Annotated in this window: 23 protein-coding genes and 2 pseudogenes; 4 read left to right on the forward strand and 21 right to left on the reverse strand. The window is 37.7% G+C overall.

What is annotated here, in order from left to right; translation table 11 throughout:
* Positions 1 to 23 precede the first annotated feature (23 nt).
* Both KW850_RS06035 and KW850_RS06040 read right to left on the reverse strand, forming a co-directional pair.
* Positions 24 to 425, reverse strand: a complete 402-nt coding sequence (locus tag KW850_RS06035; protein ID WP_218346678.1) for a hypothetical protein — start codon at positions 423 to 425, stop codon at positions 24 to 26.
* On the reverse strand, positions 412 to 1,278 hold the full coding sequence (locus KW850_RS06040) for a ParA family protein (protein ID WP_218346679.1): 867 nt from the start codon (positions 1,276 to 1,278) through the stop codon (positions 412 to 414). The genes KW850_RS06035 and KW850_RS06040 overlap by 14 nt, the downstream gene beginning before the upstream one ends.
* Before the next feature lie 505 nt (positions 1,279 to 1,783).
* Between KW850_RS06040 and KW850_RS34215 the strand changes: the two genes are divergently transcribed.
* A complete protein-coding gene (locus KW850_RS34215; protein WP_374226281.1) occupies positions 1,784 to 1,888 on the forward strand; it encodes a stage II sporulation protein R in 105 nt (34 codons plus the stop codon).
* A gap of 357 nt (positions 1,889 to 2,245) precedes the next feature.
* On the opposite strand, the gene KW850_RS06050 is transcribed toward KW850_RS34215, so the two are convergent.
* Together KW850_RS06050 and KW850_RS06055 are read right to left on the reverse strand one after the other, a co-directional pair.
* Entirely contained in the window at positions 2,246 to 3,919 is a 1,674-nt protein-coding gene (locus KW850_RS06050; RefSeq protein ID WP_218346680.1) for an Ig-like domain-containing protein, read from the reverse strand.
* Between the two features lie 956 nt (positions 3,920 to 4,875).
* Entirely contained in the window at positions 4,876 to 8,196 is a 3,321-nt protein-coding gene (locus tag KW850_RS06055; RefSeq protein WP_218346681.1) for an InlB B-repeat-containing protein, read from the reverse strand.
* Between the two features lie 440 nt (positions 8,197 to 8,636).
* Between KW850_RS06055 and KW850_RS06060 the strand changes: the two genes are divergently transcribed.
* On the forward strand, positions 8,637 to 9,203 hold the full coding sequence (locus tag KW850_RS06060; protein ID WP_218346682.1) for a histidine phosphatase family protein: 567 nt from the start codon (positions 8,637 to 8,639) through the stop codon (positions 9,201 to 9,203).
* Between the two features lie 193 nt (positions 9,204 to 9,396).
* Here the strand turns inward: KW850_RS06060 and KW850_RS06065 are convergent, their stop codons facing one another.
* The 10 genes from KW850_RS06065 to KW850_RS06110 all read right to left on the reverse strand — a co-directional run bounded on the left by KW850_RS06065 (position 9,397) and on the right by KW850_RS06110 (position 17,737).
* Entirely contained in the window at positions 9,397 to 9,567 is a 171-nt protein-coding gene (locus KW850_RS06065; RefSeq protein WP_218346683.1) for a hypothetical protein, read from the reverse strand.
* Positions 9,568 to 9,622: 55 nt separating this feature from the next.
* Complete coding sequence (locus KW850_RS06070; protein ID WP_218346684.1) at positions 9,623 to 10,048, reverse strand: hypothetical protein; 426 nt, start codon at positions 10,046 to 10,048, stop codon at positions 9,623 to 9,625.
* A gap of 43 nt (positions 10,049 to 10,091) precedes the next feature.
* Entirely contained in the window at positions 10,092 to 11,354 is a 1,263-nt protein-coding gene (locus KW850_RS06075) for a replicative DNA helicase (RefSeq protein ID WP_218346685.1), read from the reverse strand.
* A complete protein-coding gene (locus KW850_RS06080) occupies positions 11,351 to 12,352 on the reverse strand; it encodes a DnaD domain protein (RefSeq protein WP_256358115.1) in 1,002 nt (333 codons plus the stop codon). Before KW850_RS06080 ends, KW850_RS06075 begins: the two co-directional genes overlap by 4 nt.
* A gap of 367 nt (positions 12,353 to 12,719) precedes the next feature.
* The gene (locus KW850_RS34010) at positions 12,720 to 13,055 is read right to left on the reverse strand and encodes an XdhC family protein (RefSeq protein WP_218346686.1); all 336 of its coding nucleotides are present in this window, start codon (positions 13,053 to 13,055) and stop codon (positions 12,720 to 12,722) included.
* 66 nt (positions 13,056 to 13,121) lie between these two features.
* Positions 13,122 to 13,691, reverse strand: coding sequence for a VanZ family protein (locus KW850_RS06090; RefSeq protein ID WP_218346687.1), 570 nt, complete (start codon positions 13,689 to 13,691; stop codon positions 13,122 to 13,124).
* Entirely contained in the window at positions 13,688 to 14,608 is a 921-nt protein-coding gene (vanY, locus tag KW850_RS06095; protein WP_218346688.1) for a VanY-A/VanY-F/VanY-M family D-Ala-D-Ala carboxypeptidase, read from the reverse strand. The genes KW850_RS06090 and vanY overlap by 4 nt, the downstream gene beginning before the upstream one ends.
* Positions 14,609 to 14,710: 102 nt before the next feature.
* Positions 14,711 to 15,823: a sensor histidine kinase gene (locus tag KW850_RS06100; RefSeq protein WP_218346853.1), complete on the reverse strand. Its 1,113-nt coding sequence runs from the start codon at positions 15,821 to 15,823 to the stop codon at positions 14,711 to 14,713.
* On the reverse strand, positions 15,816 to 16,511 hold the full coding sequence (vanR, locus tag KW850_RS06105) for a vancomycin resistance response regulator transcription factor, VanR-F/VanR-M family (protein ID WP_218346689.1): 696 nt from the start codon (positions 16,509 to 16,511) through the stop codon (positions 15,816 to 15,818). Before vanR ends, KW850_RS06100 begins: the two co-directional genes overlap by 8 nt.
* Positions 16,512 to 16,840: 329 nt before the next feature.
* A complete protein-coding gene (locus KW850_RS06110) occupies positions 16,841 to 17,737 on the reverse strand; it encodes an RCC1 domain-containing protein (RefSeq protein ID WP_218346690.1) in 897 nt (298 codons plus the stop codon).
* A gap of 323 nt (positions 17,738 to 18,060) precedes the next feature.
* Between KW850_RS06110 and KW850_RS34015 the strand changes: the two genes are divergently transcribed.
* A complete protein-coding gene (locus tag KW850_RS34015; RefSeq protein ID WP_218346691.1) occupies positions 18,061 to 18,888 on the forward strand; it encodes an MBL fold metallo-hydrolase in 828 nt (275 codons plus the stop codon).
* Between the two features lie 2 nt (positions 18,889 to 18,890).
* Here the strand turns inward: KW850_RS34015 and KW850_RS06120 are convergent, their stop codons facing one another.
* Positions 18,891 to 19,562 (reverse strand): NUDIX hydrolase, encoded by a 672-nt coding sequence (locus KW850_RS06120; RefSeq protein WP_218346692.1) that lies wholly within the window; start codon positions 19,560 to 19,562, stop codon positions 18,891 to 18,893.
* Positions 19,563 to 20,285: 723 nt separating this feature from the next.
* On the opposite strand from KW850_RS06120, the gene KW850_RS06125 reads away from it, so the two are divergent.
* Positions 20,286 to 20,462: an aspartyl-phosphate phosphatase Spo0E family protein gene (locus KW850_RS06125; RefSeq protein ID WP_256358116.1), complete on the forward strand. Its 177-nt coding sequence runs from the start codon at positions 20,286 to 20,288 to the stop codon at positions 20,460 to 20,462.
* A 69-nt stretch (positions 20,463 to 20,531) separates the two neighbouring features.
* On the opposite strand, the gene KW850_RS06130 is transcribed toward KW850_RS06125, so the two are convergent.
* The 6 genes and pseudogenes from KW850_RS06130 to KW850_RS33195 all read right to left on the reverse strand — a co-directional run.
* Positions 20,532 to 20,792 (reverse strand): hypothetical protein, encoded by a 261-nt coding sequence (locus tag KW850_RS06130; RefSeq protein WP_218346694.1) that lies wholly within the window; start codon positions 20,790 to 20,792, stop codon positions 20,532 to 20,534.
* A gap of 382 nt (positions 20,793 to 21,174) precedes the next feature.
* A pseudogene (locus KW850_RS06135) lies at positions 21,175 to 21,616 on the reverse strand (JAB domain-containing protein).
* 715 nt (positions 21,617 to 22,331) lie between these two features.
* Entirely contained in the window at positions 22,332 to 22,520 is a 189-nt protein-coding gene (locus KW850_RS06140) for a hypothetical protein (protein ID WP_218346695.1), read from the reverse strand.
* A 332-nt stretch (positions 22,521 to 22,852) separates the two neighbouring features.
* Positions 22,853 to 22,984: a hypothetical protein gene (locus KW850_RS33190; protein WP_256358117.1), complete on the reverse strand. Its 132-nt coding sequence runs from the start codon at positions 22,982 to 22,984 to the stop codon at positions 22,853 to 22,855.
* A 192-nt stretch (positions 22,985 to 23,176) separates the two neighbouring features.
* The gene (gene yhfH / locus KW850_RS06145; protein ID WP_218346696.1) at positions 23,177 to 23,305 is read right to left on the reverse strand and encodes a protein YhfH; all 129 of its coding nucleotides are present in this window, start codon (positions 23,303 to 23,305) and stop codon (positions 23,177 to 23,179) included.
* Between the two features lie 200 nt (positions 23,306 to 23,505).
* Positions 23,506 to 23,787, reverse strand: a pseudogene (locus tag KW850_RS33195) (DDE-type integrase/transposase/recombinase); the annotation flags it as partial.
* Between the last annotated feature and the right edge of the window lie 833 nt (positions 23,788 to 24,620).

Below are 24,620 nucleotides of genomic sequence, written 5' to 3' on the forward strand. Positions count from 1 at the left end.
TTAGTCCTTATCGAAAATCCATCCTATTTGAAAAAAGCCTCCCCTTTTGACATTTGTTTACCTACTGTGTCTACTATATGACTAATTATTTTTCCTTTTACTCTCCATCTTCTTACCTTTTGTGCTGGATCTAGACCATTTTGTACTACTATTTTTTTTAGCCCTTGCAAATCTAGTGATTCAAGAAATAACAATAGTCCTTGAGGTCCTTCCTTCTGATAAATTTCAAAAATATTAATATCGTAAGTTGGAGTGGTTTTTGTGGACTTTTTCTTATTATTAATATTTTTTATTTCCTCTCCCCTCTCGTCTAGACAGTCGAATATACTTTTTGCAAATTCTTCATCCTCTTCGATCTTTTTGGCAACTGTTATTAAAATAGCTGCAATTTGTTTCCGAATATTCGGCTCATTATAATCCAACATACCGACAAAACTCCTCCGTTAATTGCGAAAACGCTTCGTATAAATTTGATCCTGATGACCCGTATTTTTGTTTCAGAGTATTTACACCTTCAGCTTCGAAGTGGGTGGCATCAGCCGCTTTTGAAGCAAGTGGAATTTTGGTTTCAAAAAGCCTAGGCAGCTCCCCTGCAGTGGCTTTAGATTGTAATTTCTTTAGAGTTATTTGGTGCCTAGTAACATTGGCACGGTACATGGAAGCAATAATCCCAAGTGCCTTCACGTCTGATTCCGTTCTTCTATTAAAACTATTTACACTGGAAATAATTTGCGGGATTCCGTAGGTCGATAGATGATCAGGAATGGTAGGAATTAAGTAATAATCACATATGTTTAATCCGTTTTGTGTGACAATGCCTAAATTCGGAGGGCAATCAATAAGAACAAAATCATAATTTTTTATGTAGTCATTTATAGACCGTTTTAGAACATCGATCGGTCGAATTAAAGCGGTTTGACCAATATTAATTAGTCGGTCCTGAATTTGAACAAAGTCCAAGCTAGACGGCAATAAGTGTAATTGAGAAAGTCCTCCGTATAGGTTAGAGCATCTTTTGAGCACTGATTTCTCCAATTCAAAAGTACATGTATCATCTATTTGATCTTTGAATAAATGATACAAAGTTCGATTGGTCCTATTCCTCATTGCCCATTCATCTTCTCCGATTAAGGAGACGGTAGAATTGGTTTGTGGGTCCAAATCAATAACTAAGACTTTATACTGTTTTTCAACCACTAAAAACTCAGCCAATCCAACGGTAATTGTTGTCTTTCCTACTCCACCTTTAAGATTGATAATACCAATGACGTTTGACATTCTAAATTCCCCCCATTCAAACCAGCATGTCATAAATATATTCATTAAGAACTTGTCCAAATTCATATAGGACGTTCTTTTTTTGATCTAGGCAGGGGTCAATGGCGGCTACTAAACTTTTTAATAGATTTATTTTTATGATCTAAGATTTATTATATTAAGGCACACACCCATTAAATCCCCATTTCGTTACAAAGTTCGTCCTGATCCAGATGTTTAATTTGCTCCTTTTTGCTAGATTCTCATCTTCACAGTAGCGTTTCTTGAACCGATTTGCCATCGACATCAACATAGGCTACTAGTCGTCCTTATGAATCCCTTCGGTTTTCCACTTCCAACTCCATTGTTAATGCGGCGCTCTTCACTAGCTTTTCATTTCGTATCGAGGAAATGCCATATTAACTCAGTAAAAAAAATCATAAATTAATCTGACTAAATAAAAACGAAGCCGATTGTTTGGCTTCTTTTTCTGGCACATTTAGGATCAAATAAAGATATTAGTACAATTTTCCGACTAATTGGTGCAGGTCAAGGAGCTAATTGGTGGTGTGTACTATTTCCACCTTTTTCAACTAGATATTGGAATGTTTTCACATCATCAACATCGTAAGTTGTTTCGAAAATTGGTGGTTCGCCTAATGCGTCTGGATCAATGTCTGCGCCATATTCTAAATAGAATTAATTTGATTTGTGGGAGAAGGCTTTTGATTGGCGTTCTTTTTTTTGTGTGATTTTGATGAAAATTGGGTGATTTTTGTTAAATTTTGAGTGGATTTTTAAATTGTTTGGTCAGTTTTAAGTGATTTTTTGTTCGTATTGATTGTTTTTTATCTAAATGGGGAGGCTCGATGCAGATTTTGGTTATTTATTTGCGATTTTGCTAATTTTATTTGCAGCATCCCTGTCTTCTCCCCCACAAAAAAATACGATGCAATAAGAAAACTCGTTTCTTATCACATCGCATTCATTATTTTACTACCTTTATTGTACGACTGTTTACATTTCCTGCTTTATCAGTAACAGTTACTTTCAAATAAGTATTTACTTTCTGAGCTGGAATTGCCACAGAAAACTTACCAGTTGAATAAACTGCTCCTTTATTAAGTAATGTACTTCCTTTATATATCCTTATAGTAGCATACTTCTCAGCACTACCACTTACAGATTTCGATTTAGTAGTGACCGTATTAATCTTAGTTATAGCCGGCGGTGTTTTATCAACTACCGTTTTAGATCTCACAGGGCTTACATTTCCTGCTTTGTCAGTAGAAGTTACACTAACTATTATACCGCTTTTTTGTTTATAAATTGTAAACTTAAAGCTTCCATTTGGTGCCGCTGTTGTACTTTTTTGATATTTACCGTTGATTGATAATTTAACTGTTGAGCCAGCTTCAGCTTTTCCTGTTACCGTAGTTGAAAGATCTGACACACTATTCATATATGGTGTAACTGGTCTTGTTTTATCAATTGTAAACGTAATTGTTGTTGTGTTACTTTCTTCATCTTTTACAACTAATGTATATTTACCCTCTTTGGTAACTGTATTGCCATTGTTAAAGGCAACTCCATTTAATAAGGCTGTACCTTCATCATAAGTAATCTTTACGTCTTTATTGTAATAGGAATTATTTTTAACGCCAGTTACAACTGGATCAACGAAATCTTTCTTTTTCGCTAAATAAGCAGATGAGATGTAACCTGATAAAGCTCCATCAGTAGATTTAACTGGGAACCAAACATAGTGTTTTTCTTTAAAGTCACTGCTATTTGGTTCAGTGTATTTAAAATCTCCACTAATAATAAAAGTCTTATTTAAAGGTTGTTCTTTCCCCGCTGAGTATCTAGTAGGTCGTTCCCTTAATTTCGTATCATTCTCGGTTACTATTACCTTATCGCCTTGTTTTAGTAAATAACCTGACTCATGAAGCTCGTCAGTCAAAATGTATTCTAACTTATTAAATTTGAAATATTTACTATTATTCGTATCATACTCAAAATCGTTATACTCAAATGGATATTGAGCTAATTTTGTATCATTATAAAAGCTTTGATCTTCAATTTTACTAAATACTTTATCTTGATATGTATTCCAATTCCTAGCTCCGCCGCTACGGAAAATTGGGCTGTTAGCTGGCACTATGCCATTGTATGCCATAACTGGAAAATACCAATTTTCAATGATTTCTCTTCCCGCGCCCTTAATTCTAGGGATACTAGATGAATTTTGTAATTCGTACTTTTGATTTAAAATATTCACACCTTGGTCAATATTATAAATGATATCGCTCTTAACTCTTTCTTGATCCGGCACAGAGTCAGTAACTTGCATAATTCCATACCCTCTAAGCTCAGCATCATCTGGACCGTCAGAAACGACTTTACCGTTTGCATCAAACTGCCTCCAAGCTGATTCCTGCTCAGCCACCGCTTTTACAACTTCAGGCGGTATATTCTTACTTAATGCAGCGTTCGTTAATAAGCAATTGATTTGTTGATAATTTGGATTTTCATTTGGATTGATTTTGCCCATTGGTAAACATTTTGTAGCCCAATCCATTTCTGCCGCAGATGTTTTTCCAGTGACTAATCCAACAGAAAGTGTTGTTAATAAACCTACTTTTAATAAGATTGATTTCAAGTCCCGACTCCCCAATCTATTTATATATGAACTATTACTCTATTGTATCATAGCTGATATTTAAAATTGTTAAACAATTAATCTAGCAAACAAAATTGACTCAGATAACTGAGTCAATTTTGTTTTTTATTTAAGTTCTTGTACAACATACGTTTTTGAAACCCATCCGAAGGTTCCGTCAGCTAATTGGATTTTTATACCATGTTCCTGTGCTATCTGTTGTTAATGATCCATTTGTTTGTAAAACAATGCATAGTTCTATTTATTAATTAAAAACATTACTCAATCGCTTATTTTACCGCTTCTTTTTCAATTCTTCATGTTTATTATTTCAACTAAAAGAGCTTCAATTAAGCAGCTTTTGATCTTCAACTATCCAATGGCGTTTGTTGAACAAGAAAGGACATAAGGTCTATCTTTTCGTCTACCGGTCTCTTGATTTACCGCATCTCCTTCAGACACTACCTCACGATAATGCCCTAGATTAGACTTCTTGAGCTAGGTCAGTCTCCTCGATGATGGGTTTTCACCCTCTGGAATTCATTAATTTATCCTTCGTCCAGTCGTTACACCGAAGTTTCGTCTCTGTCTAGATAAGAAAATGAAGGGTGCTGACTGGGTCAGCACCCTATGCGACTGCCCGTCGCACAATAGGAGCCGATCACCGACTCCTAAGATAAAGAGAAAGAACGATTAGAAGATTTTAATCAACAAATTGGATTTGAATTGTTTTCGACGAAAAAAAGGGATCAGCAGGATCTTATGTTGCTAGAAATAAAAAGTGGAAGGAATCAGGACAGTAACTTAATCAAGTACTTATTTGTAGAAACCTAAATGGACCAACTCTTGTTTTCATATGAGTTTTATAGTGATCAAAACGAAAGCTTTGCCTTGATTGGAAGAAAACAAAAAAAACAAAAAACCAATGCGCGTTAATTCGCACAATGGTTTTTTGTTTAGAACTTAACCATAACAATACTAGTTGATGCACTATATAATTTCTTACCATTCACCATTCGATACGTTCTCACTTTGTAATAATAGGTCTTACCTTTTGAGAGCCTTGTATTTGTATACGTCAGTGTCGAGCCACTCGTGATTGTCTTGATGACGGTATACTTCCCTTTACTACTTGTTGCGCGAGGAATTTCGTAACCACTTGCTTCACTAACTTTACTCCACGACACTTTCGATGATGTTGAACTCGCTTTTAACACCATTAGTTTTGCTGGTTTCGCTAGCGTTGGTACAGCACTGACAGTTGTATACGGTCCGAACACTTTTTTTCCGTTTACCACGCGAACCGCACGAACTTTGTAGTAAACCGGTTTTCCGGTCGTGAGCTTACTATCAGAAAAACTTTTTGTATTATTGTTTGTGTAGCTTTTGACAAGTGTAAATGTTCCTGTCGAGGTTGAGCCTCGGTAGATTTCAAACCCTGTTGCACCTGGTGTATCATACCAAGAAACCGTTGCACTTTGATATCCTGTTGCTGTTGCTTTCACGGACTTCACCGCAGGAAGAACAGGTGTGGTACTCACTGGCGAACTAAGAGGACTGCTGTAAGATACGCTCATCATCGTCTCAACTGCTCTGACTTTGTAATAGTAAGTTGTTCCGGTTGCAATGCCTTTGTCGGTATACTTAGTCGGTTGACCGAAATAGACCGTTCCAACGACTTTATACGTTCCGTTTGGGGAAGTGCTTCGTAACACTTCGTAACCTTCATATTTTCCGGCTGAACTTGAACGCGTCCATGTGAGAGTCGCCGTATCATAACTTGTGCTAGTTATTTTTACATTACTGACCCCTTGGAATACTGTTTTCCCTGACAATTCTTCGCTAAACGGACCATAGACAATCTGGTCACCAACATGATTTAGCGCTCGGATTTTAAAATAAATCGTTTTTCCTGGTGTGTAGTAGTTTGCATGTAGTGTATTCACGTCACCAGGTTGACTACTCATATTAAACGGTCCATTTGGTGTTGTACTACTTACCACTTCATAGCCGTCCGCACCGTCTACTTTATCCCAAGCGAGCTTAACGCCAAATGTACTGCTCCCAATCACTTTAAAGCCTTTGGGTAAACCCGGGTTTTTCACAAACTGTGCATAAATCGTCGTATCTTCATGAATTCGCTCAAAAAACTCGTAGCGCGTTTTGTAAAATGGATCACTGAACCATCCAAGTAAGGTATAGCCTTCTTTCTCACGTACATTTGGTAGTTCTACTGTGTACTGTGATCCAACCTTACTTTGTTCAATAACGTTTCCGTCATCAACTACTGTCACCGTGTATTCATCCATCGTATAAACAGCAGCAAACGTACTGTTTGACGTGATCGTTTTGGTATCACCTGTCCAACCACTAAATGTATAACCTTCTCGTTCAGGAGGTGAAGGTGGTGTTGCAGATTCGCCTTCATCAACGGATTCCGTTTTTAACACATTGCCTTGTTCATCAGTGAAGGTGACAGTGAAGCGGTTTTTCACAGTAACCTCAAAAAAAGTCGTTCCACCGTTATATGAGACAGTAAGGTACTGAACACCAGGTTTCGTCCCATCAAATCCACTTACCATGTCACTTGATACAGGAATGGTTTGAGTGTTTCCAAAAGTGGTTTGTACGTTGATTGATGCACCTGTCACATCCAGTGATTCATCTTTTTTATAGATCGTTTTAGTTGGGAACGAACGCATCGAAACAACTAAACTACATTCGTTTGTAGGGTCTGGCATGCCAATTAATTGTGGGAATCGATAACGAGAGGTCCCGCTAATCGTCCATTTTGTTGAAAAATCAAACCCTTCAAACGTATCACTTTGTTTCATCTCTTCAAAAGTGGCTTGTTTGACACCAGTTCCGGTAAAAAACGGTTCCTTTGATGAAATGTAGAAATAATTGTGTTCAAGTTGAGAGCTATAAGAACCAACGAGATTGCCTGTTTCTGACGAGTAAAAGTTAGTTCGACCAAGATTGTACGTCTGTTTGATGGAACCACCAGTTCCTTTTCCAAGGATTCCACCAGCTGTTGTTCCGGTGAGATTCCCTAAATTAAAACTATCTTCGATGGACCCATTCGAGCTACTTGCAACAATCCCACCTGCATATTTACCGGTGACTAAAGCTGTATTGTAGGTTTGCGCAATGATAGAACTGTAATTTGTACCGACGATTCCGCCAGCATTTCCGTAAGTTGACCATCCATTTGGCCCTCTCACATCCGCTGTATTAAATGATTTCAAAACCGCTGATTGTCCCATAAGTGAACCGGCAATTCCCCCAAGCTCACTTCCATTCGCTACTGAAGTCACATTTCCGTGGTTTTCACTTGTTTGAAGAAACAACGAGTTTCCGGAACCGACAATACCGCCACCATCTGAAGAATCGGTTTTTCCAACAACGGAGCCGTTATTTCGACTGTTTGTAATTCTACCATTTGAAGCGTATCCTACGATACCGCCACCATCGTATGTATATGTGACGTTTCCATCATTTGTTGCGTTTTCAATGGTTGAGTTGAGGCTCATTTCACCAACTATCCCACCAGTATATCGACTTTCACCTTTCGTTAAATCGCCTTTGTTCACGACATCTTTGAATGTTGTTCGATACGCCTTTCCAACAAACCCACCAGCGTTTGTTTTTCCAGTCACCGTACTCTCGTTTTGGCTGGATAATATAGCCGATAATTTGTTGTAATCGCTATCGAGGTAACCAACAAAACCTCCAGCAAAGCCATTAAATACTGAATCCGCTGTTACATTCCCAGACGTCTGACAATTGGTGATCGTCACATTGTACCCAAACCCAACTAATCCACCTGCATAAGCATACGAATTATTTGCATCAAAGGAGGAATTCTTTGCCCGAATATCACTATTTTCCATTGTTAGATTCATGATTTTTGCATTTTTTGCATACCCAAAGAAACCGGCGTAAACAGGTTCACTCGATTCAACTTTCGTATGCAATCCAGAAATGATATAGCCGTTTCCATCGAAGGTTCCAGTAAAAGGATTTGTTGAACCTCCAATTGCCTGCCAGTTTGCAATCGCACTTGCATCAATGTTTGCCATCAGAAGATACTTTCCACTTAAATTTCCCTGAATGTTTTGCAAATCACTGATTGAATAAATTCCGATCATGTCACCAGGTAAGGTTGTGACATGGTTTGTTTCTGCAGCCACATTTTTTGACCAGTTTGCCGGGACGATTATCTCGCAAAGAAGCATGCCGGCTAAAGCAAGAATGGTCAATCGTTTTCGGATCATTTTCTCCGCTCCTTTTCGATTATTTTAGTATCTATCTTCCTATTCTAAAGCAAGAAATTCGGCTTGAATATACTCACTTTGTCCTATAAAAATCTTTTGCCAATAGGAATCGAGATGCAAGAGAAAAGCGGCCCTTCCTACAATAATCAACACGATCATCTACAATTCAATAAGGATATTCAAGGGAATCAGAAGTTCCATGGGGACTTCTTGTTGACAATACTAAAATAACATCCTTAGAGCCATGAGAACCGTCCCTATGTTTTTAAAAGTAGTCCAGAAGGGCTGCTTTTTTACGTGAAACATATGAATCCAAGTGCCCCCCCCAAGAGTTGCTCCCATTATGGATCCGATGGTATCAGTTTTAAAGCAGTACGAAACTTAATGAAAAGGAATAATATAACCATTGATAATTGAAAAATCAAAATAGGAGAATCCTAATGGAAATTTCATTAATTCGACATGGCAGGTCCAGATTTACCGACAATAAGCCCATCTCATGTGAAAAATTTATAGATTGGATGGAACAGTATGATAGTCATGGAGTATTTGAAGAAAACTCCTATCCGACCGAAACTCTTGAAAAAATAAGGAGCGCCGCTGCTGTACTCACCAGTGATTTGAAAAGATCCATTGAGTCTGCAGGCATTTTAAATCCAAATCGGAAAGCAAGAATAAACCCTTTATTTCGTGAAACAGAGTTACCAACTCCTTCCACAGACTATGGGGGATTGAAATTAAATCCTACCATCTGGGCCGTCCTATTATGGTGTTTATGGTTTAGCGGTTATTCGAGGAACTGCGAGTCCATAGGAGATGCTGAAGCAAGAGCGAGAAGAGCCGCTAAAGTATTAATAAAGTATGCACATGAACATAACCGAGTAGCCTTAGTCGGACATGGATTTTTTAATAGCTTAATAGCGAAGGAGCTAATAAAAGCAGGATGGAGAGGAAAGAAAACGACTAGTTTAATACACTGGGATTGTACTACCTATTCCTTCGACTAACAATGTTTTTTCCAAAAGATAGGCTTATGAGCATTGATCAAGTTCCTCAATGCCCACTTTTCCTTTATGTTTTGCAAAAATGATTAAAAAAGGTATGGTCTCCAGTAAACATAGATTTAATGGAACAGGTGATAATTCCCGAATGGTATTCGTTTGGCGTAATATCAAAAGACGGATAAATTGCTTCCGCTCCCTACGGAGCAAGGCGCTGTCCATATAGGGATGTAACTTCCTCTGCACCGCGAAATTCCACTTCAATATCAGCGCCGCTTTGAATAGAAAAGTCGATTGTTTGACTAGAGGTTGCTGTATAAAAGGGAATATAATGTTTTTTGGCTGCAAGGGCGTGCATATAAAGGGCCATGGGGACGGTTCTTGTGGACTAAAAAAAAACATCCATTGAGCCATGAGAACCGTCCCTATGGATTTCTCTTAAAATACCCCGCTATAGCTGGAAAACTCATGAATTCCTTTCTCATGTCCCGAAACGAAATCACTTCATTTCCTCTAGCAAGCTGGTAATCTAGGGAATACTCGTGACAGTTCAATGGGTTTTGATGAAATGTTTTGGTATAAAATTGAATCGCTTCTTGCTTGTTGGCTGCAAAGATAAAGACAAACTCCTTCTGGTTCATCTTCAGTGAGTAGATACCCACTTTATGAATACCTAATACATTGTTTTGAATCAATTTCCTTACTTTCTGATGATCTGCTTGTTCTAAGTCTATTTTAGATATGTCATCATCTAATGAAATTTTCTGCTCTGCTAGTAAATGGTAGATGCAATGGGCCAATGAGGATTCTTCATAACGGAAACAATCCATGTAAAGATCTTTCACAATCATGTGATCACACCTCGATATAAGATTTTTTTTGGCTAAATAGAGGTTATACAACGGTAGGACTCGATTCCTTCTGGTCCTCAATCCTCCCTGTATGCTCGTTGTAATTTACAGTGATGCTTCCAACGGGACCATTTCGGTTTTTCGAGACAATGATTTCAAGAGAATGATTGTCCGTGTCCTTGTCATAATACGACGCACGATATAAGAACAAAATAACATCGGCGTCCTGTTCGACACTGCCCGATTCCCGAATATCAGACATCATCGGCCGTTTATCTGCTCTTGATTCCACCGAGCGATTAAGCTGGGCCAAACAAATGACTGGGCAATCAAAATCCTTTGCCATCGTTTTAAGAGATTTGGATATTTCCGTTACTTGTAAGTGAGAATTCCCTCCGTAAAATTGACCAGATTGGATCAGGGTTAAGTAATCGATAAAAAGGATTGGTTTCTTATATGGAAATTGGCTCATCATCTTTCGCGTTTTCGCTCTCATTTCAGCAATGGATTGTCCTGCCCCATCAAAAATTTGCATATGGGTTTCAGCAAGATCACCAATCACATCCGACCATTTATTCTTTTGATTTTGATTAAGCATTTTTTTTGGATCCCGCATTTTTGAACGGTTAAAGCCTCCTGTCGAAGCCATTAATCGAGTGGTGATCAGCCTTTCAGGCATTTCCAAGGAAAATACGAGTGGCAGAAACCCTGCCCAACCCGTCATTTTGGCAAAATGAAGCATCACATCGGTTTTTCCCATCGATGGTCTAGCTGCTAGAATCATCACTTCCCCGTTCTGGAAGCCTCCCGTTACTTCGTCGAGCTTTTTGATGCCTGTTGTGGCACTTTTCTGGCGTAGTTGATCTTCCCAGGGTGCCTCATAGATATCTGATAACGCTTGTTGTAAGGACGTGTGATCCTCCATCTTCATTTGGTTAATTTTATCCAATTCAGCAATGACTCTAGCAATCTCCCAATCATTCATCGCTGCAACCGTCAAGATATTTCTCTTTTCCCGTTCCTTCCACAGCTCAAGAATGAGCTTCTCCGTACCGTCAAATTTCTCAAGATCCGCGTAAGATAACAGCTCCGATAGGTAAGACATTCCTCCTAATGTATCGAGGTCTGGTAAGGTGGTCAAGGTGATCAAATCAATATGCTTCCCCACACGGTTTAACTCCACCATTCTGCGCATGATTTCTTTATGCCGTGTACTTTCCAGCTGTTCAGGTTGGATGACGGTATCCTTGAGCAAATACTCCGCCTTCATCAAGCTCCCTAAAAACGCTTTTTCGGCGATGCTCATTCCTCTTCACCTGCCGTCAGGTCAAGTTCAAATCCACTTGGAATAGCTCTTCCGGCAGGAAACGATTCGATTGATTGTCTATGCTTTGATACGGACTTTTGGTTCTCATGAAAGGAATCAATTTCTTCGACGGATAGTAAAGATTCATTTTCCCAGTTTTTCAGAATCCCAACCACATAACTCAGCTTTCGCTTGTTATTGGCACAAGCAATATTCATCGCTTTTAAAATCACCTCTTTCGGCTGTAAAAAGATAGAATCATCTAACCAAGATAGTAACTGTTGTTTGGCATTCACATTCGAAAAACCAAATCCATTGTTATCCCAAAACTCAACAATTTCTTTCACATCTTTTTGATTATTCTGTAATGGATTCTCGATGTCAGGATTTTCCTCTATATTTGGATTTAAAGCTTCTTGTTGTTGTTGTTTATTTTTAAATATATTTTTAATTTCTTTTTGTCCCCGTATCGTATAACGTTGCATGAACGGATCATCTAACTCTTCGCATTCAGTATCGACATATGTATCTTTTTCATCTTCTTCACTCCTATCATTGCTGTTAAACCTTTCTTCTTGCCCACAAAAGGATTCAAATACGCTGCGAATTTCCTGTTTTTGAATCGCCTCCGAAACATATTTAATAAGTGAAAGATCCTCGACATCTTTTAATTCGGAATAAATACAATCCATGACCGGTTTCCCGCCTTTATGCAGGTTATATTTCCCCCAGTTTTTAATTGCGAGTTCTCTCGTTTCAGGATTGTAACGAATCACTTTGTGATGAACGATGAATCGTTCCATTAACGAATGTACACTCTCAATCGAATAGCCCAAATCAAAAGCCATTTGTTTTTTTGTAATCTTATAGATTCCAATTTGAGTCGTATTGGGATTCGTAAGAAGATAAAGGTAAAAATACTTATCTTCCGGAGTCATCTCTTCTGAAACAATTGGATTCTTCCAAAAATCAGTACGTACCATTCGATATTTTGCCATCTTCAACCACTGCCTTTCTTCTAATAAAATTCCTTCATACTTGATATAGAAATAAATGAAGAAAAAGGTCATAGGTTTTTCATTAGAATGTGAATCTTTTATGACACCTTTTCATCACCTTGTCCTTTGCGAGGGCTTTATTTGAAATCCCGCGTCTTCAGCACTTCTACAATATCGAGATTTGCGAGGTAAAGCGAACTGCCTTTTTTCATATTTGAGGGCATATTTAGATGCGAAACGTAAAAAAACGCCCTCAAAAATGATTTTTGAAGGCGTTTTTTGCGATTTCGGCGATTTTATAGCCTTTTTTGTGTGAAGGCGTTTATCTTTCTTACGTTATATAAAAGGAACTCTTCCCCAGATTCTTCTATTCTAATTGTCTATTTAATTGTTTTACTTTCATAGGCTTTTTTTCCTTGCTTAATTTGATGATTTCCCCCAAAATACTGATGTCAATTTCTTCTGTTGTTTCCGAGCCCATTTCCAATCCGATTGGGGAATGGACCTGATCCAACTGTTCTTGTATAATTCCTTCACTTTTTAATTTTCCAAAAATGTTTTGACCTTGAACTTGCTGGCAACCATCCCAACATATGCAATCAGCGGGACGATGATCGTGCACGATTATAGAAGATCCAATCTTATTAAAGAAAAGCGCCCAATTCTGGAATAACTTCTGAGCTTCTATTAGATGATTTAACACAATAACAGCTGCTCCGCAGCAGCGTTTCTAGTATCAGTTCCCGTTAAGCTAAATAACCAGAACCCTTTATTTATGGTAGGTTTCACTTTCCTCGATATTTTTAAATTCCTGGTTTTCAACAATATCTCTATCTTGGACAATGCTTGATGTAATTACTATAAACTTGTCATAAAGCTTGAAAACACAATAGCCAAGCAATCCCCCAAAGGTGTTTAGTATTAGGTCATCCACATCAAAAATTCCGATAGAAAAAACAACCTGTAAGCATTCCAAGCATAAACTTAAACTCAAAGACCGAGCTAATACGCCTATGAATGACATCCCTTTATTTTTAGACAATAATACAAGAAACATTCCAAATGGTATGAACACTGCGATATTCCCAACCAAATTAATTAAATCATGACTCGATAGATTCTGAATATTATTGGATATTGATTTAAACGGAATAAAATTACCTAATTGCAATTGGTTCATGAGATTAACAGAGTTCCCAAGATTCTTCTGAAGTTGATGCCAGAGAAAGGTCAAATCTCTCCAGCGGAACTTAAATAGAATGATTTTAAGTAATGCGTACATATAAAAGACAAATAGTGCTGGTACAATAATGCTGTTCATTAATTTCGTTTTTTTCATTCCGCCATCCTTACCTCCTTGATAATAGTATGTGTTGATCTGGGAAACACTGTCACAATTACACCATCCATATTGTTGCCTGATATCTCATAACGAAGATTGGTAGGCACATGAATGGTCGTATTTTTGGTAACAGGGTAATAAGAGATCTCATATTTTTCACCATGTATAGTAGTTGAAATGGACTTTTGTTCTTTAAGGAAATCCAAATATTCTTCCAAAGAAAAATTCTTTCCCTCAATAATCACACTGTGCGGCAATCCAACATAGCGAATATGCCAAGGTTCATACTGAATGCCTGTGATTGCCGTTTTGTCCTTTGGATAGCGTATAATAAAGCCGTATTTCCAAGCATTTTTTTCTAGCCACTTACCTTCAGGTGCCTCATTCATTTTCATTTGGGTAGATCCTACATCAAGCGATAAACCCAAATTGTGTTCACTATGGCCTGCAGGCAAGGCATAGTCAGACCCCATTTCTTGATAAAGTACATTTTGCTCATCAAAGTCTCGAAAGCCACTATTAATTGAAAAATGGCGAATCCCCTCATTTTCAGCAGCAACTATCATCTCCGAAAATTCACGGGCGACATCCTCTGATAAATAAATTTCACTATTGAGCAACTCGTATCCCTTTTTCAATTCTTTGTGAGTAAATAAATTTACAACATCTGATTTTATACTCTCTTGCTTCACCGGATATTTTTTGTTAACCAAGAGTAAATTTCCTTGATAGACCAGTTCTTTTGTAATCTCTTTCGTTTGGAAACTTTCAGAAGTCTCTCTATTATCTAAATGATCATTGTTATTTTTTTCATATCTTTGAATCTCTACTTTATCTTGAAAAGACGATTCTTTATTAACGTATGCAAAACTCAGGCACAATACTAAAAACAATAAAAATCCCCACTTCTTCATTTTCACGTTCCTCCTTATTCTTATTGATACTAGAATAGGAAAAACTTTTTAAAAAAAGAGTGGGGTAAAATTTAAATTTTTCTTAAATCCTTTATGAAACTTTTAAACTTGGTCAATTGGAACACTTTCCTGCAGTAAACGAACTTCAAATACAGTACGTATTAAACTACTTTCGGCCGTAATCGTTCCATTATGCTGCTCCACAATATTCTTTGCAATGAATAAACCAAGGCCTGTGCTATCTTCTTGATGAGTTCGTGCTTTGTCACCGGTATAAAACATATCAAAAAGATATGGAAGTTCATTCGGAGGAATACTATCCCCATAATTCACAACCTGAACAACCACTTCTCCTGCATCAACAAACCCGTTAATATCTACAAACTGACCATCGTATCCATAACGATTTGCATTGGTCAAAAGATTTTCAAACACACGAGCTAACATCTCTCCATCACCCAAAATAGGTAAATGGGGCAGAATATTCATTCGAACTATCAAATTATTTTTTTCGAAGATCGGAAATAATTCTTCGTTTAACTGAAAAAGTAGCTCACTTAGATTAACTTGTTTTTTTTCAACTGGTAGCATACCGTAATTCATTCTAGTTATTTCAAATAATTCATCAATAAGCTTTTCTAAACGCCGAGATTTGGTAAAGGCAATCGTTAAAAAATGTCTAACTTGTTCTTTTGTCAAATCCCTTTCTGTAAGAATTAAATCCAAATATCCTAAAACAGAGGTCAGAGGTGTACGTAAATCATGTGCTAAATTTACTACTAACTGCTCCTTGCTACTTTCCGAGAAATCTCCTCTTGCTATAGCTTCTTTTAACTTTTCACTCGCCTGATTAATATCTTGAGCAATATTTTCAAATTCATCATTTGATTTTATTTGAACTCGATAGGAGAAATCCCCATGAGCAAGATAACGAATACCAGTGGAAATCTCCTTGAAATACATCGAATAACGCTTAGTAAGTAAATAAAAAAATAAGAAAGAAAGTGGAATAAATATTAGTAAAAAGAAATTAATATCGCCAATATGGTTCAAAATTTGACGATAAAAAAACAGTGTTTCACCGAATTGGACATATGTATGATAATAAAATTGGAGTCCCTTAAAGATTAAATAGGTTATGATTCCAGACAGCAACATACTTAAGCCAAATAATAGAACCATCATGGATCGAAAACTACGTACAACCTTAACCATTGAATGCATACCCGACGCCCCACACAGTTTTGATCCATTTATTTTTTCGTGCATCATCCATCAATTTTTTACGTAACGTACGTATATGCACCATTACGGTATTTGCACTTTCATAATATGCATCTCCCCAAACATGCTGGAAGATATTTTCTGCACTGTATACCTTCTTTGGGTGACTGGACAGTAAATACAAGATGTCAAACTCTTTAGGAGTTAACTCAATATTTTTACCATATAAAGTAACTGTACGCTGCTCATGTGAAATAACCAAGCCGCCAAATTCTAGTGTAGAATTATTATCATTTTGGGGTTGATTTAGCTTCATAAAGCGTCTTAATTGAGCATTTACACGTGCAACCAATTCAATAGGGGTAAATGGTTTAGTCATATAATCATCTGCACCAATCACTAGTCCATGCACCTTATCGAAATCAGAAGTTTTCGCACTCAAAAAAATGATAGGCATATTATATTGTTCCCGAATCTGACGGGTTACTTCATATCCATCCATTTTCGGCATCATAATATCCAAAATTAGCAAATCAATTGATTGAGTCTGGATAACAGGTATGGCTTCTTGCCCATCAGGTACTTTAATGACATGGTATCCTTCTTTTTCTAGATGGATTGCAATCAGATCAGCAATCTCCTCCTCATCTTCAGCAATTAAAATCGATATACGTTTCATCTATTCCACTCCTATATCAAGTTACATTCAGGTGAATTTATTATCTTTATCAAACCTTAAAAAGCTGCACCCTTCAAAAAAATTCGATATTTTTGGTGGGGATGCCTTATAAGCAGAATCATAATTAATATGGCATAATTTAGATCTTGTATTTTATTTTCTATTATTTCTTTCTTTTATTCAAGAATATGGCCCGTTTGTTGAGGACAAGTAAAACAACACCCTTAAACTAACCTGCCCCGTTAGCTGAAGAAGGAATTTTTACCTTTTATGTTTAATCCTTTTTTTGATTTACTAGTTGCATGATTTGTATCCTTTTTAACCGAAAACTAATTCCCGGGCAGTTGGATGCCGCGCCAGCCGCTTACATCGCATTGGCCATATTTATTATCACCCACAGCAACCACCGTGCCGTCCGATTTAAGGCCGATGGTATGAGCGCAACCCGCCGCAACCGCTACAATATCGCACCAGTCACTTACATTGCATTGACCATACTCATTCCAGCCCACAGCCGCCACAGTACCGTCAGATTTAAGACCGATGGTATGACTACTACCCACCGCTATCGCCACAATACCGCGCCAGCTGCTAACATCGCATTGGCCTACCTTATTTTGACCCACAGCAACCGCCGTGCCATCCGATTTAAGCCCAACAGAATGAAGATAACCCGCCGCAACCGCTACAATATCGCACCAGTCACTTACATTGCATTGCTGATACCTATTATTACCCACAGCCGTCACCGTGCTGTCCAATTTAAGACCGATGGTATGCCAGTCACCCGCCGCGACCGCCACAATATCATGCCAGCCGCTTACACTGCATTCACCTTCATTATTTCGGCCCACAGCTACCACCGAACCATCCAATTTAAGCCCAATGGTACGACACCAACCCGCCGCAACCGCTACAATATCGCGCCAGTCGTTTACATCGCATTGGTCATGCTTATTCCAACCCATAGCCGCCACAGTACCGTCCAATTTAAGACCGATGGTATGAGCATTACCCGTGTTCGTCGCCATATGAACATTACCAGCCGCGACCCCCACAATATCGAGCCAACCGCTTACATTACATTGGCCATAATTATTATCACCCACAGCCGTCACCGTTCCGTCAGATTTAAGACCAACGGTATGACGACGACCCGCCGCTATGGTATCTTTAGGCCACCGTTTCACCTTTAACGCCGCTTCTTTCGGTGAAATGTAATCCATGTTTTACCTCCTTGAAAACAAGACCTAGTTTATTATTGTATCACTTTTGCTTGTCATACTAACCTGCTTCGTTAGTGAAACAAGAAAAGCTGCCTCAATGACAGCTATTTACTTTAACTCTAGCACCCGTTAATTCAATAAAACCTTAATATTTTTTCAGCCATTCACCCATTTCACATCTAAATCGCAATCGACGACCTTTACTTAACCTAAATAAGTAGATTTTTCACTATCTAAATTGAGCAGGAATTTCATGTTTTCATGATGAATATGTTAGTTAAACTTAATTAAGGGCCATCATAATGGATGAAAGGATGCTGTAAGTGGCAAATAAGATAAAAATCATTCGTGTTCCTATTTCAACACCAACTTTATTACCGCATACAACCACAAATTGCTATTTAATAGGAAACGAGAAGGAAAGCTTACTAGTTGATGCCGGATTTGATCAACAAGACACGAGAATAGAATTAGAAAGAGCAATAAAAGAAAATGGTCTAGCAACACCGAACTCTATTATTCTTACGCACTCACACCCAGACCATGCACCAGGTGTCCGCCAATTATTGGATTGGTCCCCGATAGTTTATTGTCATCATCATGAAGAACAAGCGACACTTGCTGCTATTTCACCATGGGACAATCTTTCCTTTTTAAACGACGAGGATATTATTAAAATAGCTGATGAAGAAATTACGATTATGCATGCCCCAGGTCATACAGCTGGTCAGTTAAACCTCTATATTCCTTCCAAACAAGTGCTCATCGCTGGAGATAATATCGTTGCGGAAGGAACATCATGGATTGGTCCTCCAGATGGAGATATGACAGACTATTTTCAAACTTTAAATCGCTTAAAACAATTAAGATTGAGTAAAATTGGACCGGGTCATGGTAAATGGGTTTTAAATCCATATGACCATATTGAATTCGTCTTAAATCGGAGATTATATCGAGAAAATCAAATTATTTCACTGCTTAAAAAGCATAATCAATTAACTGCAGTCAATTTGACACAAATGATTTATGATAAACTTCCTCACCCAAGTGTATTTGAGGTGGCGAAAAGAACAACAGAGGCCCACCTCATTAAATTGATGAAAGAAGGTTCGGTATCACTACACGATTCCTTTTATTCGATAAAATCCTAGTATTATTCAAACCATTTTTTAGCTGTTTGCAAATCTGGCATCATTAAAGGGTTGCCATTTTGTGAATTCATAATCGTCCTAAGAGCAATAATCGTAGGTGGAGCCAAGGATATCTTTCCACTTTGATACGCTGCTAGAGCATCCTGTGGATAAAACCAACTTGCTTCATCTACTTCATTTACGTCTGGATTTGGATATTGGCCGTTTGGCAATTGAGCAATAAAAAAGCGTGTATCAAAACGAATCGGTTTCTCTTTCGGTGTGACGAGATGTCCGAAAAAGGTTATATTATCAAGATTAAGATGAAGTCCTTCCTGTTTTAGCAATTGTAAAAATGAAATTTCCCCATCTAAAAGTAGACGACGGTATTCTATTGCTGTTCCTTTATTTAATTGTAAGTCAGACCCGTCGTCTGTACTACCCAGTAAAACACCAACTTCTTCAAATAATTCTCTTGCTGCAGCTACATAATAAGCAGCAGCAAATGACTCATTTCGTATCCCATTTTTTATGTACTCACTGTCTAGCGCATAGTCACCCTTTTCTACTGCTCCCCCTGGAAAAACATAAAATCCGCCAAAAAATTTCATCGTTTTTGGTCTTTTGGTCAAGTAGACCCTGGATGAATGATCCAATAAAACAATTGTCGATGCTAGTCTTGGAATAACAGTCATATTTGTACCCCTTTTTTAGAATATTATTTTAAACCAAATTTTGGTTTAAGAGATATTATTCTATATATATTCAACTTTCCATCTTTATTCCCCTCTCAAATCAACACTAAAAGACTTGCCTTCATCCATTCATTCTTTTGCTCATTTAATAAGTCTAAAAGGCTTAATCAGATTTCCTGATTAAGCCTTTTATCTCTTGTAAAATGGTTTGTATCCAGAGGGCAAAGAATCCCAGAATGATAGACCAAAAAAGACAGGGATTGATAATTTTTTAAATTTGATGGTTTTGTGAACTATACGGAAGGACTTCAGATTGAAGGGTTATATGAGGTTCATTTTAGAATAAACCAGTATAGATTCTATTATAAAAAGAGCTCTGGACTCTTTTGAAAACAGAGTTCAGCGCTTGTTTATTTTCCAGCAAAAGATTATGGGCATTGCATAACCACTTGAAAGCACGAAATAGAATGACATATATCGCTAAACAGCAAATAGACTTACAGGCAGTATTTTCGCAGGTGGAAACCGCTAGAAACTGACAAGTACCAACTAAAAAGGGCTCTCGTTTCCTTCTTTTTAGTCCTTAGTTCTTCATTTTTTGTAACTTTTTAGGTTGTTTTGTCATATGTATTCCAATTGTGTGAAATTTTTCGCATAATAATAATTGCGTGTAAAATCGATTTTATCAAATTAAACAGTTAAAGAAAAATAGGGGAATGGATGATGGGTAGCGAGATCGAGAAATTAGACGACCGAATCAATAAATTAAGAGAAGAATTGATCCAAATTGCAAAAGCAACCGGCTTAAAAAGCAATGAAACCCTTCGATACAGTCAGAAATTAGACGATCTCATCACGATGTATCAAATAAGTAAAGATAAACAATATAAAAATATTTGATTAAAACTCCTGTATTGCCACATGATGAATATGGGAATTTTTTTTGATTTTTCTCTGATGGTTACATAGTTAGAGTCCACAAGTTGGTTGGGAAACATCCTTAGTTGGATTTTGCGTTAATAGAATAAAATCATCCAGATCCTTTTGATCGACTATCTGTTCAAAGTCGCATGGTTGCTCTAATGTAATACCCCTTTGACTAGCAACTGAAATCAGTAAACCTAATTCAAAATACATATTTTTCGTTAATAATCCTTTTTCAATGTTTTTCATGATTTCATCATAAAAAGCAATTAAAAAATCAGTAGGTAACTTTTCATAAAAATCCATTATTAACATCTCCCCTATTAATAAATGTAGGAAAACCTTTTTGGACAAAAAACATCACCTTAACCCCATTATATATAAGCATTTGTAAAATGTTTGTCGGTTTAATTGAAAATTCACTAATAATTCAACAATATTTTATCTACATGAGTGTTAGAAAATTGATCCGGAATATTTTTCGATTTTAAAGTCTCCTTTAAAATTAATTGAAATGAGATTCTTGAACAGTACCATTAAAACAAACTTTTTATTGTTATGTATGCTGCATCCATGCGCAGCATAGATGCAGCCGTCTTGTTGGGGGCTCGATGCCCACAAGCAAGACGAACTCACACAAAAAAAAGGAAAAATAAAGAAGAGGGAGAAACTCCCTCTCCCTCGAATCTTACATTCTACCTTTTTCTTTCAAGCTGTAATATTCGGCATCAGCATTCACAATCAGGTGATCCAGTTCCTCGATTCCTAGAATTTTACCTGCTTCCACCAATCTTCTTGTGACTTCAATATCTTCATTCGAGGGTGACATTTTGGGAGGGATGCTGGTGGCTGACAATGATGGATGCGCAATTATTCAGGATGGCAGACTTGAACACCTCTCTTGGCGAAACGATACTTGCATTCAAACTTCCGACATGACAACGATGGACAGCAACCACACGATTTTTCGTATTCTGGCACATCACAAAGAACAATTCACGATCGTCATCTCCAATAAATTGAGCAGCAATCTTCGCGCCATCTTCAGGGGAGCGAACGATGTAGTGTTCTCCCCCTTCTACCTCCTGAATCACTTGTTTAATACGTTGAATTTCGTAAACTTTTTCCATATGTAGCACTTCCATTCTTTGTTTGAGGAGGAAGCAATGATGGGCGCAAACCGTGTGAAGGGTTCGCCTACGAAGAAGCGAACTTGCCAGTCAGGCATAGGCAACGGGCCTGCTTTTTACCCGTTGCCGTTCACAATCGAGTGAAGCCCAATGACTTAGGGGCAGTTGGAGAGCGTTTTTTGCTTCCTTACTGCCCCTTAGCCTACTTTTGGTTTTGCCGATTTTGTTTGCCTGGCGCCCGCCCTTCACGCGGACATAAGCCCACACATTATAATTGAGAGAACAAAGAAGGCTCACTACCGTCCTAGCGTGGCAGTCGAACAGACTGCAGGTATAAGACGCCTAATGGCAAAGGGCTCGATGCCCTTTTGCCATTAAAAAACATGGCCCGAGCGTCCGATGCGAACAGCTGCCGAAAGGTAGCAGCATCGGTTGAAAGGCGAGGCTCGATGCCAAGCTTTTCAATAAAGAAAAGCGATTTTTATTCAAAAGGATTTCGATAGAAAGACTACGAATAAAAAGAGCGTACTGTCTCCTTGCGTTTAGCATGGAGGCAGTCGGCCTTTTTAGGGGTTCGATGCCCCTAATAAGCCGCCAGCACGCTTTCAATCATTAGGAGCAAAGCGAAGCGAGCGACACAATTCCTGGCGTAGCCGGGAATTGTCCATGCTCTTCAGTAAACTTTTTAAAAGATGATAAAAACAAAAGAAGGGGCTTACCCCTCCTTCCTTTCTGCGACTTCTTCCATCATGGCTTCGATCCACTCGCTGGCTTCTTGTTTGCTGCTGAAATCATCGGTTAGTCGTACAAACTGTGTAGTGACTTCGTCCTCCTGGAAATATTTATCTACATAATATCCGGTACTTGAGATTGCTACCTTCAACCCATGAAAACTTGTTTCCATTCTCCATCACTCCTTTTTTTGTTTGACCTCTACGAATCTTTGCGAAAAGGGCTGTCAATAGGCTTGAAGTTTGTGAAGCGTTAGCGTAGCACCCTTGACTGCCCTTATGAGCAAACGATTACAATAAAGAGAACAAAGAAGGAGATTAATAGGGTCCGTATAATGCGATCCAACGAGCTACCGTTGGCTAAGTTTGGGAGAGAAGCCCAAGGTCTTTAAGATTTTCGACTCGTTTGGTACAGCGGCCAGCCGTAAATGGAACAGGAACCTACGGAATGTAGGCGTTAGTTAAATAGACTAAACTAATAAGAGGATACTATGTTCAAGTCTGATTAGTTACTTACTATCATTTGAATTTGTTCTGTCGTTAAGTTCCGAATAAACTCAATAAAATCAATGGCCATAATTCCAAATTCCTCACATTTCTCCATATACCTGCTATAGGCTTGTTCATACATTCCCATTTTACTTGTTCTCCTTTCGTTCTGTACCAATGACTTTTTGAAGGATTATTCATAGCAGTCTATTTTCATGCCCTGTTCTTGGTATGAGCCCCACCTACGCTGTGTACCGTGATAGCCACCCCTGTTTTCAGACCTATAGTTGTGAAAAAGGAACAGGGTAATCATCTAGCACGATTAATCATATTCGTTACCTTAGGCTTCCTGATTTCCGATGCATCTTTCACACTCATATAAATAAGATTCGTGTTGTTCCTCAATGGTTTCTCCACATTCACGACATTCTTTTTCCGGTAAGCTACGGTAGAATTCTAAAGTTAACATGTTCATGACCTCCTGATATAGTGGATATATTTGTTAGATTGATTGTATTATAACAGATTTTAAAAGTCAACAGCTGTTATATAATTATTTTTGAGCTTACTAGGTGTGAATTTTAAGATTGAAGATAGTCAAAAAGATGGTTCTTGTGAAAAAATCATTTGATAAAGACAGTGAACCTAAATGACCTGTTTAATGACAGTTTATAATGCGATTCCAAACAACTTATGTATGAGTTTAACTTCATTTTGGACAGACTTCACTTGTTGATGAAATTGCCTTTTTTTCATCATATGCATCGCTTCAATGCATTCAATATAGAGGTGGCTGTTTCATACGACTTAAATCCCAACATAGAATGTACACGTTTCTAAATGAAACGATGATCTTGTTCCACTATATTGTTAGGATACCGGATTCGCCTGATTTTGACGCCTAGGCATCATCTTTTCCTCTTTTAACTGTTCAATGACTAAAGGATACGACGCTTAGTTAAAGTTCTGAATGGAAGTTTCCAATCCCAAATAAACATGCTTATCTATTCTAAAGAAAAGAACTCACATGGTATTAGCCCTATCACTTTTATTGATGTCCCTCGCTTCGAGTTATCGCCTAAAAGTCTGAAGTTGTATTTTTCTGAATTTTACATTATTTCGAGATGGCATTGTGATCTGATTGCAATTTATGTAACTTAATTAACATGTGTATGTTCTTTTTTTCAGAAAATTTCGTGTTATGATCAAAGTGACAACTTATTTACTAAATGAAGTTGGAGGTTTATTCAATGATAAAACACGGAAAGGGGGATTTCTAATGGATATTTGCATTTCATGCGGAGAGGAATTATCTATTATGGAGAGGAATCGAGCGGAATGCTGGGAGTGCAGAGACACAACAACAGAAGCTTACGCAGAAGCGGAATGATCATGACATTTAATCTTTGTATGATAGCTTTATATAAAAATACAAATGTCCCTAATCCTTTTAACCGACCTTGGACAGGAGCCTAACCTGTTTTCAGGAGCAAAAAGCAAAAAGGTTGAGTTTAAAGCTCCACCTTGGAAATAGATAATTTTACCAATTCAATTCTTAATGTCTCCAAATTCACTTCAATCGAAATCCGATACGATAAAACTTTCTGAATATATTCCTTCCACAAAGTTAGAAATCGTGGCCATTTTTGCACCTATTACAGTCCGTGCTTATATGCGTCGTACGTAATTTGAATTAATTTTAAGGGCACTGAAAGCAAATGGTAAAATAGAAAGAGGCTTATTCCTGATTTTTATGCAGGTTAGCCTCTTTTCTATTTATCAAT

Source organism: Bacillus sp. sid0103, assembly GCF_019219025.1.